We start from the raw sequence: 13,534 nt of genomic DNA on the forward strand, positions 1-13,534 counted from the left end.
GAAGGAGAGGAATTCCTACGATGAATGAGGACATGAACACGAGCGAGGTCTCGAATGCGGGTGAGGTCTCGAGCACGGGCGAGGTGGACTTCGATAGACTGCCGGGAGTGCGCTTCAGCGCCCTGGCCTACGACATCGACAGCGGCGAACGCGTATTCGCCCACAATGAGAACGACGAGCTCGACACCGCCAGCATGGGCAAGGTGTTCCTCCTGCACACTGCACTGCAGATGCACGTTCGCGGCAACCTCAATCTGCAGGAGCGGCTCTCGCGGCGACCCTCGGAACGGGTCGACGAGTCCGGCATCTGGTACCTCATGGAGCAGGATGACCTGAGCATCTACGACGTGGCCGTGCTCGTCGGAGCCTTCAGCGACAACTTCGCGACGAATGTGCTCATCCGCCGCGTCGGACTTGAGAATGTTGCCCGCCAGGTCGAGGATCTGGGGTATCGGAACTCGGGCCTGCATGACTTCCTTCGCTGGCCCCGTCCCGCGAAGGCGCCGCGCACCCTGTCGACGGGCACCGCGGCCGAGATCAGCGACTTCATGGCCCGGCACGCGAAGGACGAGTTCTGGGACGAGTCGACGAACGAGATCTTCCGCCGCTGGCTGGGAGCCGGCGCGGACACTTCCATGGTCGCCTCGGCGTTCGACCTCGACCCTCTCGCCCACTACAACTACCAGCGCGATGTGTGGGTCTGGAACAAGACAGGGACGAACGGGACCATCAGGGCCGATGCAGGCATCGCGATGACACCGACGCGTCGGGTCGCCTACGCCGTGTTCGCGAACTGGAAGCAGGGCACGGACCGGGTCGTCGACGTCATGCCGATCATGCGCGAAGCGGGGGAGGTGATCCACCGATTCCTCTGAGAAATCGGACATCGATCGACTCGAGAACGCGCACAGCCACACGCCGTTCCTCGAGTATTGTTGATGTCCTATGACTTCCTCGATCTACCTCACCGGTGAAGCGAAGGCGCCGTCGAACAACCCGATCATGGCACAGTACGGGCTGTTCTACATCGCCTTCGAGATCGAGGCAGACACACACCGAGTCCTCGATGTCGACTGCTCGGCGACGTTGGCCCTGACAAGGAAGTTCATCAGGAGCCTGTTCATCGACGCAGACATCACGGACACCGGTCGGCTCACGGAGTCGATCACAGCCAGATACCACGGGTCCTCCCAGAAGGCGCTCATCGTCGCGGTGAACAACGCGGCGAAGAAGTACCACGAGCTCCCAACCTCTAGCTGAGACGACTCCTCGACCACCAAGATTGCCCGGGTCCCCACCGGATCGGATCCAATCGACAACCGCACATGGCTTCACCGCGCACTGCGCTGTACCCACCGTCGGGACTCCGGACGGAGCGGTCCGTTTCAGATCGATCCGTCTCAGATCGGACCGTCTCGGAACGGTCCGAGGGCAGCGCGACGCGGTCCAATCCACCTGAAGGAGTGTCGTTTGTGATCACAGACGGTTTTCTATTCATCAGCCTGCTGCTGGCGATTTCGGCGGTTCTCGTCGTCGCCGACCGCAGCGGGAAATTCAAAGTATTCAAGTACGTCCCCGGGTTCGTCTTCCTCTACATCGTGGCGGCCCTGCTCAACACCTTCGGCCTGTTCGACCACGACGCCATCGACGGCGTCGGCGACGGGCTGCAGGACGCGCTGCTGCCGGCGATGATCCTGCTTCTGCTGTTCAAATGCGATGTCCGGCAGATCGTCCGCCTCGGCCCGAAACTGCTGCTGACCTTCGTGGTGACGGCTGCGAGCATCATTGTCGGCTTCATCGTCGCCTACCTGATCGTGCACTCGGCACTGGCCCCGGAATCCTGGAAGGCCCTCGGCGCGCTCAATGCTTCATGGACCGGCGGCTCGGCGAACATGGTCGCGGTCCAGGACATCCTCGAAGCGCCGGAGGACGTCTTCGGCTACGTGCTCATCGTCGACACAGTCCTCTACTCCTTCTGGCTGCTCCTCATCTTCTCTTCGGTCGCCGTCTCCGATAAGTTCAACAGATGGACGAAGGCAGACACCTCGAAGTTCGACTTCGTCGGTCGAGTCACCGGCGAGGAGGAGAAGCCGATGACCCTGTCGTCGATCATCGGTCTTCTGGGTTTCGCCCTGCTCGTCTCCGCTCTGGCCGCCAAAGCGGGCGAGCTGCTGCCGGAAGTGGGCACGGTGATCAACGCCTCGGCTTGGACGATCCTCATCGTGAGCATCCTCGGCCTGGTCATCGGGTCGACGCGGTGGGGGCGGGCCGCAGGCTCCAGTCAGCTCGCGACCATCATGCTCTACCTCATCATCGGCATCATCGCTTCCGGGTCCGACTTCACTTCCCTGGCCGAAGCCCCGATCTACCTCGTCGTCGGTGTGATCGTGCTCCTCGTCCACATCGTCATCATGCTTGTCTATGCGAAGCTGACGAAGACCGAACTGTTCAGCATCGCTGTGGCCAGCACCGCGAACATCGGGGGAATCGCCTCGGCGCCGGTGGTCGCGGGTGCCTTCAACCGTCAGCTGGTGCCGGTGGGCGTGCTCTTCGCACTCATCGGAGCCTTCTCCGGCACCTTCCTGGGTCTGTTGGGCGCGCAGCTGATGTCGGGGATCGGCTGATGAGCGTGATCCGACACCTGCGAACACAGGCTTCCACCCAAATCACCGACGACCACCCGAACTCAATGAACTCACCAAGCTCACCGACGACCATCCGCATTGAAGGAGCACCCTCATGACCTACGACGTCTTCGACGGCCACAACGACCTCGCCTGGTACCTGCGGGAGGAGCGCGACTACAGCGTCGCCGGGCTCAACGACCCCAGCGTCTCACCATTCACGACGATGGACCAGCTGCGCGAAGGCCACGTCGCCGCGCAGTACTGGTCGGTCTACGTCCACTCCTCGATCACCGGCGCGGACGCGATCAAGGCGACGTGGGAACAGATCGACGCAGTGCAGCGCGTCGTCACCGCCTACCCCGAGCGGCTCCGATTCGCCCGCACCGCCGCCGAGGTGGTCGCCGCCCGGGAGGCCGGGAAGGTGGCCTCGCTCATGGGCGTCGAAGGCGGACAGCAGATCGACGAATCCCTGGCCGTGCTCCGCTCCTATGCGCGGGCCGGGGCGAGGTACATGACCCTGACCTGGTCGACGACGCACTCCTGGGCAGACTCCGCCACGGATGAGCCGCAGCACGGGGGCTTAAACGAGTTCGGTCGCGAGGTTGTGGCGGAGATGAACCGGATCGGCATGATCGTCGACCTCTCACACGTCGCGCCCAGCGTCATGCACCAGTCCCTGGACCTCTCCACCCTGCCCGTGATCTTCAGCCACTCCTGCGCCTTCGGACTCAACCCACATCCGCGCAACATCCCCGACGACGTCCTCGATCGGGTGCCCGGCAACGGGGGAGTGGCGATGATGACCTTCGTGCCCTCCTTCGTCTCGAACGCACGTCGCGAATGGGTCGACGCCGGAGAGAACGGCACCGCCCCCGAGGTGACGGTGGCCGATGTCGCCGACCACTGCGATTACGTACGCGAACGGATCGGAATCGACCACATCGGCCTCGGCGGAGACATCTGCGGTGTCGATGAGCTGCCGCAGGGGCTCGGCGATGCCGGTCAGTATCCTGCGCTGTTCGAGGAGCTGGCCGGCCGCGGTTGGTCGGAATCCGATCTGCGCAAACTCGGCTTCGACAACGCGATGCGGGTCCTCGAAGCGCACGAGGATGCGTACGTGCAGTTCCTGGGGACGTCGGCGGGGACGGCCGCCTCGGCGGACACGGCTGCGTCGTCGAGTACGGCTGCGTCGTCGAGCGCGTCGGGCACGAGCGCCTCGGCGGGGGCGACAGCATGACCAGGCTCCTCGTCATCGTCAACCACATCGAATCCCAGCCGGGGCTCCTCACTCAGTTGATGATCAGCGAGAACATCGAGTTCGATCTGCGCATCGGAGGCGTGTCCCGACTTCCCGAGCCGAGCTCCCTGAGCGACTACGACGGGCTGATCATGCTCGGCGGCGGATACATGCCCGATGAGACCGATCGTGCGCCCTGGCTCGACGCCGAGGCGCAATTGTCACGACATGCCCTGGAGGCGGATCTGCCGCAGTTCGGCATCTGCCTGGGTGGGCAGCTCATCGCTCACGTCATCGGCGGTGATGTGAGAGCGCAGACGGGTGCACCGGAGAAGGGGTACACCTGGATCGATATGACGGATAACGCAGCACAGGACCCGGTGTTCTCCAGCATCGGGACACGCGCGGCCTTCGTCGAGAGTCATGTCGACCGGATCGTCGATCTGCCGCCCGAGGCAACCCTGCTTGCGACCAGCACCGCCTGCCGGTTTCAGGCGTTTCGGATCGGCAATGCGTGGGGGACTCAGTTCCATCCCGAGTCGAGTGGGCAGAACATTCGCAACTGGGATGCGGAAAAACTGCAAGAATTGGGATTCAACAAGGATACGCTCCTCGAACAGGCCGAGGAGCGCGGCGAGGACAGTCAGCGGGACGCCAAGGTGCTCCTGACAGCATTCCTCGACGTGGTCCGCAGCAGACACAAGTGATCGCGTTGCGGCGGTCGCGGGCGAACATGGAGGAACCAACGTGAGTCACAACGGCAGCACCACCGAGGCGAGTCCGGGAGCTGAGCAGCCGAAGACCCTGAAACGGGTCATGGGCCCCAAGCTTCTGCTTCTCTTCATCGTCGGAGACATCCTGGGCACAGGTGTCTACGCGCTGACGGGGAAGGTGGCCGGGGAGGTCGGAGGTGCCGGCTGGCTGCCGGTCATCCTCGCCTTCGGCATCGCCGCGATCACGGCGTTCTCCTACATGGAGCTCGTCACCAAGTACCCGCACGCCGCTGGTGCTGCATTGTACACGCACAAGGCCTTCGGGGTTCACTTCGTCACCTTCCTCGTCGCCTTCGCCGTCCTCAGCTCCGGAATCACCTCGGCATCGACGGCGTCGACGGTGTTTGCGGAGAACATGGCTGCCGGATTCGGCTGGGACCTCCCTGTCACGGCCACGATGTGGATCGCGGTCGGGTTCCTCGCGCTTGTCGCCGCGATCAACCTCCGCGGTGTGAGTGAGAGCGTGTGGTTCAACGTGGTCCTGACCATGATCGAGCTCACCGGCCTGCTGTTGGTCATCCTCGTCGGGTTCTTCGCCCTCGGTTCGGGCAGCGCCGACTTCTCACGCGTGATGATCTTCGAGACCGCCGACGACAAGAGCATCTTCCTGGCGGTCACCGCGGCCACCTCACTGGCGTTCTTCTCGATGGTGGGATTCGAGGACTCTGTGAACATGGTCGAGGAGACCAAGGACCCACAGGTCTTCCCGAAGATCATGCTCAGTGGTCTGACGATCACGGGTATCATCTACGTGCTCGTGTCGATCGTGGCCGTCGCCGCCGTGCCGATCGGTGTGCTGAAGGAGAGCAAGACGCCGTTGCTCGAAGTATTCGAAGCCGGTGCTCCGGGCCTGCCGATCGACGAGATCTTCCCGTTCCTGACCATGTTCGCGGTCGCGAACACGGCATTGATCAACATGCTCATGGCCAGCCGTCTGCTGTACGGGATGTCGAAGCAGAACGTGCTGCCACCGGTGTTCGCCAAGGTTCTCAAGCAGCGCCGCTCGCCCTGGGTGTCGATCCTCTTCACCACCCTCATCGCCTTCGCTCTCATCATCGCCGTCTCCACCGTCCTGCCCGAGACCGTGATCGCGTCCCTGGGCGGAACCACGTCGCTGCTGCTTCTGGCAGTCTTCGCGGTCGTCAACTGCGCGGTCCTCGTGCTGCGCAAGAAGCCCGTCGAGCACAAGCACTTCCGCGCACCCACGTTCCTGCCGTGGCTGGGCCTCTTCACCTGCCTGTTCCTCGTCGGGCCGTGGGCTCGACTCGACGACCTCATCCAATATCAGATCGCGGTGGCGCTGATCGGCATCGGCGTCGTCCTCTGGGCGATCACCTGGCTGTGGAATCGTTCGGTAAAGGGCGCGAGCACCAAGTTCCGCAATCCCGAGGAACTCACATGAGCGGTGCGCACTCAACGTTCAATGCTCTCAAGTCCAATCCTGCCAACAAGTGAAGGTGAAAAATGACTGTCGTCGTGGGCTACATCAACAATCCTGCAGGCCATGCGGCCCTTGACAGGGGGATTGCAGAGGCGAAGAGGGACAACCGGGATCTGGTCGTCGTCAACGCCTCCCGATCATCCGATCGCAGCGATTCCTACCGCCTCGGCGAGGGCGAGATCAAGTCGGTCCAGGACTATCTGTCGCGCTCGGGCGTGCAGGGGAAGGTGCTCACGCGAGGCAGTGAGTTCGACCCCGCTGAGCAGATCCTCGATGCCGCCGCCGAGGTGGGTGCGCAACTGATCGTGCTCGGCACCAGGAAGCGGACCCCGGTTGGGAAGTTCCTCCTGGGATCGACGATCCAACGAGTCATCCTCGAAGCCGTATGCCCGGTCCTCTGCGTGAAGGCCAGCCACTGATCTGAGCCAGACGGGGCGTCTTGGCGGTGAGGACTATCCTGTCGTCTCGTCGGGGAGGGTCACGACACGGGCCCCGACGGTGAGGGTCACGACACGGAACTCATGATGAGTTCGGCGTTGATCTGCGCACCGACCATGACACCGCTGGCTGCGCTCGCCACCACCATGGCCGAGATGTCCGCGCTGTTTCCCACCGCCCAGACACCGGGCACGTCTGTTGCTCCATTGGCTTGGGCGGGGATGGACGAGCCCATGCCGGTCGGATGGTCGACGACGGTGCCGCCGAGCTGCTCGTAGATTTCGCTGTTCGCGCGAAAGTAAGGGCCGACGGCCAGAGCCTCGAAGGTCATGTCCGAGAGGCTGGAATCGGTGCCTGTCCCGTGGTCGGAATCGGCGCCTGCCCGGTTGCTGCGCAGTGACACGTCGGTTCCGGCGTCGGTGCGCACCACCGCTTCGACTGCCGCGTCGACATAGGCGATGCCAAGCGATTCGAGCATCTTCTTCTGCGGGCCATCCGGCCCCGGAGCATCGTGTCGCAGAAAGGTGACACGATCGCTGAGCTGGGAGAACATCATCGCCTGGTGGTATGACATTGCGGTGGTGCCGATGATGCCGATGTTCTCCCCTCGGACCTCGTAGCCGTGGCAGTACGGGCAGTGGATGACGGTTTCGCCCCACCCATCCGCCAGTCCTGGGATCTCGGGGAGCACATCGGTCAGGCCGGTCGCGATGACGATTCGCTTCGCCTCGATGGAGACTCCGGCCGATGTCTCGAGGACGAAGCCGAGCGACTCGGGTGCCTGCCCGTCGTGCTGGGCGCTGATGACTGAGGCGTCGAGGAACTGGACGCCGTACGCTTCTGCCTCCTGACGCCCTCTGGCCACAAGGTCGAGCGGGTTGACGCCTTCGTGGCCGAGTACGTTGTGCGCGTGCGCGCTCGGCGCGTTACGAGGTGAGCCGGCGTCGATGACGATGACGCTGCGGAGCGAGCGGGCCAAAGCGATCGACGCGGCCAGCCCACCGGCGCCTCCGCCGATGACGGCCACCTCGGCGATGAGCTTCTGCTGGTTCTGTGGGGTGGAGTGTGATTCTGACATGGTGATCCTTGGGTGGTGGGGTTGAGGAAGGGGACAAGTGGTGGGTTTCAGGAAGTGGGCATGTCAGCAGTCTGCTCCTGTGGACGTGAATTGCGCAAACAATTTTGCTGAAATGGCAAATTTCGGCAGTAAGTGACGTATGGATGAGGGGGCGGCGCGAGGTTCAGATGCAGATGATTTGACCAGCAGGGCTTCGGGGCCGTTGGGCATGGGCAGACCCAGCCTGATCCCGGGCGGCAAGTCGATGACGCTGCACGCCGGAGAAGCACCGCGTTGGTTCGTCAAGCGCGGAGGACTCCGGCGTGGAGTATCTGAGTCTCTTCGGTCCCGAAGAAGGGCAGCGCGACCACCTCAGAAAATGACGTCGCCGAGGTTGTGGTGGGGTCGGTATGCCGAATAGATCAATGTTCGGTCAACGTCCCCATAGGGCTCGATCTCGCATTCGAACGGTCCAATCTATCGAAACCCATCGAATACTGCATATACGAACTCAACAAAATCGAACAAAACTATAGACAGCTGGACTGTGACGAGAGTAAACTTGCAATCAAGCGGACAACACAGTAGTTGACGAATGGATTCCGAGATTATGACTCTCACCCCCGACCGCAGGCGCCACAAGCAGAACAGGCGTGACGAATCAGCCTCTTCCGCTGTGCATGCTGGCGAGGATGAGACCTCATATGACGGCAGTGATGCTCCCACTTACCGAGAGCTTTTGCGCGACGCTGGCTTCGACCTCGAAGGTCATCCGCTGGCAGATCGTTTCGATGAAGTGGCCGCGCCGCCCTCTGATGATTTCGAATTCGCTGATGCAGAGCATCCTCTCGTGCGCGACGAGTCACCGTCGGAGATCGTGGATCCGCGAGGCGGGGAGGCAGGCGAAGCCGTGGCCGAACCCTCCGAATCCTCCGGATCAGCTGAACCTTCCGAACGCTCCGAACCTGATCGTCCGGGGAGCTGGAGCGGCCGTAGCCTGTGGGAGGCAAACGCCGATGATCCGGATGTGAAGGCCGAGCTCAAGCGTCGTGCCGCAGAACTCGATGCAGAAAAAGCAGAGTGGATGCGCAAAAGGGCCAAGGAACAGGAATCTGAACGTGCTGGCGGTGAGGACGCCGCGGGTTCTGGTGAAGAGGATGACTGGACGGATTTCAGAGTCGACCAGCCCACAGCTGAATCCAGTCGCGGAGTGATACGAGGCCGCGCCGGTCGTGGCAGCGGGACCGCCTCCGTTCCTGTCCCAGCCTCCGATTCGCAACATCCTCTACTTGACGAGCAGGCTTGGACCAGCTTGACGCGCATTGCTCCCGAAGTTGCGGACAGCGTCATGGAGCTTCGGTCTCTCGTCAGCGATCTCCACTCGTTCAATCGGCCGATGGGCCCTGAGGATGCGGTCACAGTGATGGACGGGCTGGAGACGGTCAATCGACTGGTCGAATCACTCTCAGTTGTGACTCTCTCCGTCTTCGAGAGGGTGGGGACTCCCCGAGATTATGGTGCGAAGTCGACGAAGGCGATGGTCCAGAATCGTCTGAACCTCTCCGAACGAGAAGCGGGCCGTCGATCCGACTTGGCCAAAAACCTGGGCAACCAGGTCAACTTCAGCGGTCAGTCAATCGGGCCGGTCTTTCCAGCGGTGTCCGAGGCCTTGCAGAACGGAACGCTCTCATCGACTCAGGCCAGCGTCATCATCGGTTGCCTGAAGGATCTTCCACTTCGCGTGGGGCAGGATGAACGTCTCGAAGCCGAGCGGATCCTCGTCGAAAAGGCACCGGCAGTGCGCGTGAAGGATATCCAGCAGTTGTTCAACGAGATCCTCGGATGGCTCGATCCAGATGGAGAACTGCCAGACGAAGCACCGAACCGCGATGAGTTCTCAGTCAGCCTGCGCCAGCGAAAAGACGGAACTTGGGCGCTCAGGGGAGTCCTTGACGCCGTGACCGGCGGGATCATGAGCGGGCACCTCACATCGCGGATCAAGGCAGACGGCAAAGACGCTGGCAGTGAAGCGGCTGACCACGAAGACGCAACATTGATTTCAGGCGAGGGCGAGGGCGTGGATGCAGACGTAGACGTTGCCTCGGCTGCGGACCAGGAAGTGGTCGACGTGTTCCGCGAAGTCCTCCGAGGCGATCGATCAGACGCGGTCGACCCCTCGCTCGATCTCAGCTTCGGCAGTCTGCCCGGCAACGGGGTGGGTGAAGTGAGAAATGCGAGCACGATGGACGACCGTGACATTCCGCCCGGATGCGGAGTGAGAGAAGACGGCTCCATCGTGGCAATGGCCGGTTGTCAGCCAAGCGTGAAGAACAGAATCTATGAACGCTTCGCCAGCCTGATCGGTCGGATCGAAATGAACCGAGTGATGGCCGGTTCGCCATTCGCCCTCGTCGTCACGGCGAAGGCCGAGGACGTTGCCCGGCACTCCGGTCGCGCCTTCACCGAGGCAGAGGCGCCATTTCCGATGCAGACTGCCACCCACGAAGGGCTGAACGGTTCGGTGTTCTTCCACCTCATGGGTGAGAAAACGAAAACCATGGAACTTGCGACGGAAAGGCGATTCGCCACCTCGAAGCAATTGGCGATCCTCGCCAGCCGAGACCAGGGGTGCACGTTCCCCGGTTGTGACACCCCGCCAGGATGGTGTGACGCTCATCATATAGTTCCTTGGGCGCAAGAAGGCAGAACCGATGTCAATAACCTGACATTGGCTTGTGGGTCGCACCACCACTTGATTGACAAATCAGATTGGCACACAGTGATGCTGAAGGACGGTCGCCCGGCATGGGTGCCACCAGCGTCGATCGACCCAGCCAGACTCCCAATTCTGCACGCGAGATTCATTGCAAAAGAAATCACCGATACCTTATTCGACTAGTGGCAGTTGAACTGAGCAGCGGACAAGTGTGCTCTTCCTGCGAACAGGGTTCAATCAGTGCAGATGCAGATCCCGTAACTACAGATCCCGTAACTTCAGATCCCGTAACTTCAGATCCCGTCAATCCAGGTCCCGTCAATCCAGGTCACGCAGATACAGTTCCCGCACGTGAGATGGAATGAACCTGGTGGGGCGGCTGTTGCCATCATCATGGAGCTTTCTATTCTTGACCTTGTGCCGGTCCGTGTCGGACAGAGCACCTCAGATACATTCGCTGCCTCACACGAGCTCATCCAGTCCGCGGACAAGCTCGGATACACCCGCTACTGGGTAGCCGAACACCACAACATGCCCTCGATCGCCTCAACGATGCCGGGCGCCGAACTCATGTACCTCGGTCAGGGAACCGAACGCATTCGACTCGGATCCGGCGGAGTCATGCTGCCCAACCATGCTCCTTTGGCCGTCGCGGAACTCTTCTCCCTTCTCTCTGCGGTCTACGGTGATCGCATTGACCTGGGGATCGGACGGGCGCCCGGTACGGACCCGATCACCTCGGCGGCGATGAGGGGCCACCTCGGCGAAGGGCGAATGGTTGATCGTGAGGGACAGACCGTCGACCCTGTCGAACAGTTCCCACAGCACGTCATCGATACATTGAGCCTGATGAACCCCGAGGGCCTGCGCATTCCGCTCCACGGAGGACGCGAGCACGTTCTGCACGCGACGCCTGCGGCAGTACCGGGAACGCAGCCGTTGCCATGGTTGCTGGGTTCGTCAGGCTATTCCGCGCGCCTGGCTGCCCAACTCGGCATGCCATATGTCTTCGCCAACCACTTCGCGGCGGGTGCCACGACCGGAATGAAGATCTATCGCGACAACTTCACCCCGGGTGCCTACGGCGATGAACCGCAGACCTTCGTCACGGTCAACGCTGTCGTCTCGCCGACCGAAGAGGAAGCGCAGCTGCGCTCGGAACCGTTCCTGCTGCAGATGTCTCGAATGCGGACCGGTGGACGGATGGAACCACTGCGCTTGGCCGGCGACGATGTCCGGTCGGTCAGGACCGATCAGGAACGAATGGTCGGCGAAGAGATGTCAGAAAACTGGATCATCGGAGATGCCGCATCCGCAAAGGCGCAGCTCGAAGAACTCGCCAGTCGGTTCGAGGTCGACGAGATCATGATCCAGCCCGTCGCAGGAGCGATGGAGGGGGAGGACTTCCGTCAGGACGCCGCCCGGATCCAGTCCCTCGAGCTGCTGGCAGCCGAGTTCCTCAACTGACGGCAACGGCCTGGTCGGTCGACAACGACCTGAGCTGGGGGCAGCGGCCTGGTCTGACGGCAAAGGCCCTGAGTTGAACTGCACCACACCGAGCTGAAGGCGACGCCCGAACCGAGGGCGTTGCCTTCGACGCAGGTGTTCGCCCGAAGTCTCATCTCTATATCGATTCGGACAAGTGCACTTCTTTTCATCGCTGGGTCACGATATCCTGCCACAGTGTCGGCATTGCTGACTGCTATGGAGCGGGCAGTACTATTGGCACAGTGCAGCGCTTCGATGCGCATGGGTTCGATTGGTGTCGGCCGCCAAGGTCGACTACCGGGCGATGCCATGGGCGGCGGAGCATGCACACCGAATGACCTTCGGAGACTTCCCCCACGCGGGAGTGACACCCGCAGACCGAAAGAGAAATGATGCGTACCAAAATTGCTGTTTCGGCGGCACTTGGGCTCGGGCTGGTATTCGGCGCAGGATCTCCTGCGCTGTCGAGCAACCTGACGTCGACCGATGAAGAATCTGCAACCGATTTGGAAGCTGCAGTCGTCCCTGGCCAGGAGCTTGAACGGATCACTGACGGCACGATCGAAAAGGGCGAAACGGCCTACATCGATGTCACTGTCGCCACCCTGTGGACCGATACGAAAGCGCCCCGAAAGGTCGACAAGCCTGCTCTCGGCCATCCTGTCGACCTCGACAAATGGAACAAGAACCTGAAGAAGACCGATGTGCGACGCGGTCTGACCGGCAAAGCCGAGACTCAAGCCGCATACGGTTCCGAAGTCACTGTCCTCAAAACGAAGGGCGACTGGGTCAAAGTTGCAGTCAAGGATCAGTCGACTTCCAAGAACAAGAAGGGCTACCCCGGCTGGCTGCCGAAGAAGCAGCTCGTCGAGAACGACCGTTTCGGTCAGCTCAAGGACGACCAGCCCCGCGCGGTCGTGACGAAGAAGAAGAGTGAACTCGAAGGCATCGAATTCACCAAGGACACCGGCGCGGATGTCAGCTTCAACGTCGCTCTCCCGCTCATCGCCCAAGACGTCGACGATGTGCGCGTGGCTCTCCCCGGCGGCGGCGCTGCATGGATCGACTTCGACGACGTCGCCGTCTACGAAACCGATGGCAAACCGGATGAACCCAGCGGCGCCGACCTCGTCAAGACTGCGAAACAGTTCGACGGGCTGCGTTACCTGTGGGCCGGCGTCTCGTCGTACGGCTTCGACTGCTCGGGCTTCACCTACAGCATCTACCGGGCCCATGGCATCGACATTCCCCGCGACTCGGGTGAGCAGGCCACAGTCGGCAAAAAGGTCTCCGAAGGCGATCTCAAGGCCGGCGATCTGCTGTTCTTCTCGACCAGCTCCGGAACCGTCCACCACGTCGGGATGTACGTCGGCGACGGCAAGATGATCCATTCTCCCAACGCGTCCAAAGACGTTTACGTCACCGACTGGAAGTCCTGGGACAAAGGCAATGAGTTCTCCGGCGCCCGCCGAATCATCTGAGCCAAAGACTGAGCGGTCGGCTGGTCTCTGACCGACATTTACGCCGCAGAACAGGGCGAAGGCCGATTCCCGGTTTCACGTGGGATTCGGCCGTGGGATTCGGCCTTCGCGCTTCTCGCCGCTCTTCTGCTCAATCGGTACAGCCTCAATTGGAATAGCTTCAATTGGAACAGCTTCAATGGGGCGCAGGAGAGCCGGAGTAAGCGGTCAGTGGCATGAGCGAAGCGGTCAGCGGCGTGAGCGAAGCAGTCAGTGACGTGAGCTCTGGGTCGATTT

General features: G+C 61.9%; 11 protein-coding genes. 10 read left to right on the forward strand and 1 reads right to left on the reverse strand.

Features of this window, described 5'->3' with window-relative positions; all coding sequences use genetic code 11:
• Positions 1-20 precede the first annotated feature (20 nt).
• The 7 genes from L0G76_RS09550 to L0G76_RS09580 all read left to right on the forward strand — a co-directional run bounded on the left by L0G76_RS09550 (position 21) and on the right by L0G76_RS09580 (position 6,497).
• Entirely contained in the window at positions 21-875 is an 855-nt protein-coding gene (locus L0G76_RS09550) for a serine hydrolase (RefSeq protein ID WP_304357046.1), read from the forward strand.
• 70 nt (positions 876-945) lie between these two features.
• Positions 946-1,260 carry a DUF3870 domain-containing protein gene (locus L0G76_RS09555; RefSeq protein ID WP_069600892.1) on the forward strand — a complete coding sequence of 105 codons (315 nt, stop codon included), beginning with the start codon at positions 946-948 and terminating at the stop codon, positions 1,258-1,260.
• Positions 1,261-1,472: 212 nt separating this feature from the next.
• Positions 1,473-2,624: a DUF819 family protein gene (locus tag L0G76_RS09560; protein ID WP_304357047.1), complete on the forward strand. Its 1,152-nt coding sequence runs from the start codon at positions 1,473-1,475 to the stop codon at positions 2,622-2,624.
• 115 nt (positions 2,625-2,739) lie between these two features.
• Positions 2,740-3,864, forward strand: a complete 1,125-nt coding sequence (locus L0G76_RS09565) for a dipeptidase (protein ID WP_304357048.1) — start codon at positions 2,740-2,742, stop codon at positions 3,862-3,864.
• The gene (locus L0G76_RS09570; protein ID WP_304357049.1) at positions 3,861-4,571 is read left to right on the forward strand and encodes a type 1 glutamine amidotransferase; all 711 of its coding nucleotides are present in this window, start codon (positions 3,861-3,863) and stop codon (positions 4,569-4,571) included. The genes L0G76_RS09565 and L0G76_RS09570 overlap by 4 nt, the downstream gene beginning before the upstream one ends.
• A gap of 40 nt (positions 4,572-4,611) precedes the next feature.
• A complete protein-coding gene (locus tag L0G76_RS09575; protein ID WP_304357050.1) occupies positions 4,612-6,039 on the forward strand; it encodes an APC family permease in 1,428 nt (475 codons plus the stop codon).
• Positions 6,040-6,101: 62 nt separating this feature from the next.
• Complete coding sequence (locus L0G76_RS09580) at positions 6,102-6,497, forward strand: universal stress protein (protein WP_304357051.1); 396 nt, start codon at positions 6,102-6,104, stop codon at positions 6,495-6,497.
• Between the two features lie 86 nt (positions 6,498-6,583).
• Here L0G76_RS09580 and L0G76_RS09585 read toward each other — a convergent pair whose 3' ends face one another.
• Positions 6,584-7,594, reverse strand: a complete 1,011-nt coding sequence (locus L0G76_RS09585; protein ID WP_304357052.1) for an NAD(P)/FAD-dependent oxidoreductase — start codon at positions 7,592-7,594, stop codon at positions 6,584-6,586.
• A 1,402-nt stretch (positions 7,595-8,996) separates the two neighbouring features.
• Here L0G76_RS09585 and L0G76_RS09590 point away from each other — a divergent pair.
• From L0G76_RS09590 to L0G76_RS09600, 3 genes are all read left to right on the forward strand, one after another.
• Complete coding sequence (locus L0G76_RS09590) at positions 8,997-10,472, forward strand: HNH endonuclease signature motif containing protein (RefSeq protein WP_304357055.1); 1,476 nt, start codon at positions 8,997-8,999, stop codon at positions 10,470-10,472.
• A 168-nt stretch (positions 10,473-10,640) separates the two neighbouring features.
• The gene (locus L0G76_RS09595; protein ID WP_304357053.1) at positions 10,641-11,756 is read left to right on the forward strand and encodes an LLM class flavin-dependent oxidoreductase; all 1,116 of its coding nucleotides are present in this window, start codon (positions 10,641-10,643) and stop codon (positions 11,754-11,756) included.
• 413 nt (positions 11,757-12,169) lie between these two features.
• The gene (locus L0G76_RS09600; protein ID WP_304357054.1) at positions 12,170-13,258 is read left to right on the forward strand and encodes a C40 family peptidase; all 1,089 of its coding nucleotides are present in this window, start codon (positions 12,170-12,172) and stop codon (positions 13,256-13,258) included.
• The last annotated feature ends 276 nt before the right edge of the window (positions 13,259-13,534 follow it).

It is taken from the genome of Brevibacterium picturae, assembly GCF_030453725.1.
GTDB classification, from domain to species: Bacteria; Actinomycetota; Actinomycetes; order Actinomycetales; family Brevibacteriaceae; genus Brevibacterium; species Brevibacterium sandarakinum_A.

Coding starts and splice junctions, on each gene's coding strand:
- L0G76_RS09600 (WP_304357054.1), top strand. CDS start 12,170: ATGCGTACCAAAATTGCTGTTTCGGCGGCACTTGGGCTCGGGCTGGTA.
- L0G76_RS09590 (WP_304357055.1), top strand. CDS start 8,997: ATGGACGGGCTGGAGACGGTCAATCGACTGGTCGAATCACTCTCAGTT.
- L0G76_RS09580 (WP_304357051.1), top strand. CDS start 6,102: ATGACTGTCGTCGTGGGCTACATCAACAATCCTGCAGGCCATGCGGCC.
- L0G76_RS09585 (WP_304357052.1), bottom strand. CDS start 7,594: ATGTCAGAATCACACTCCACCCCACAGAACCAGCAGAAGCTCATCGCC.
- L0G76_RS09565 (WP_304357048.1), top strand. CDS start 2,740: ATGACCTACGACGTCTTCGACGGCCACAACGACCTCGCCTGGTACCTG.
- L0G76_RS09550 (WP_304357046.1), top strand. CDS start 21: ATGAATGAGGACATGAACACGAGCGAGGTCTCGAATGCGGGTGAGGTC.
- L0G76_RS09570 (WP_304357049.1), top strand. CDS start 3,861: ATGACCAGGCTCCTCGTCATCGTCAACCACATCGAATCCCAGCCGGGG.
- L0G76_RS09555 (WP_069600892.1), top strand. CDS start 946: ATGACTTCCTCGATCTACCTCACCGGTGAAGCGAAGGCGCCGTCGAAC.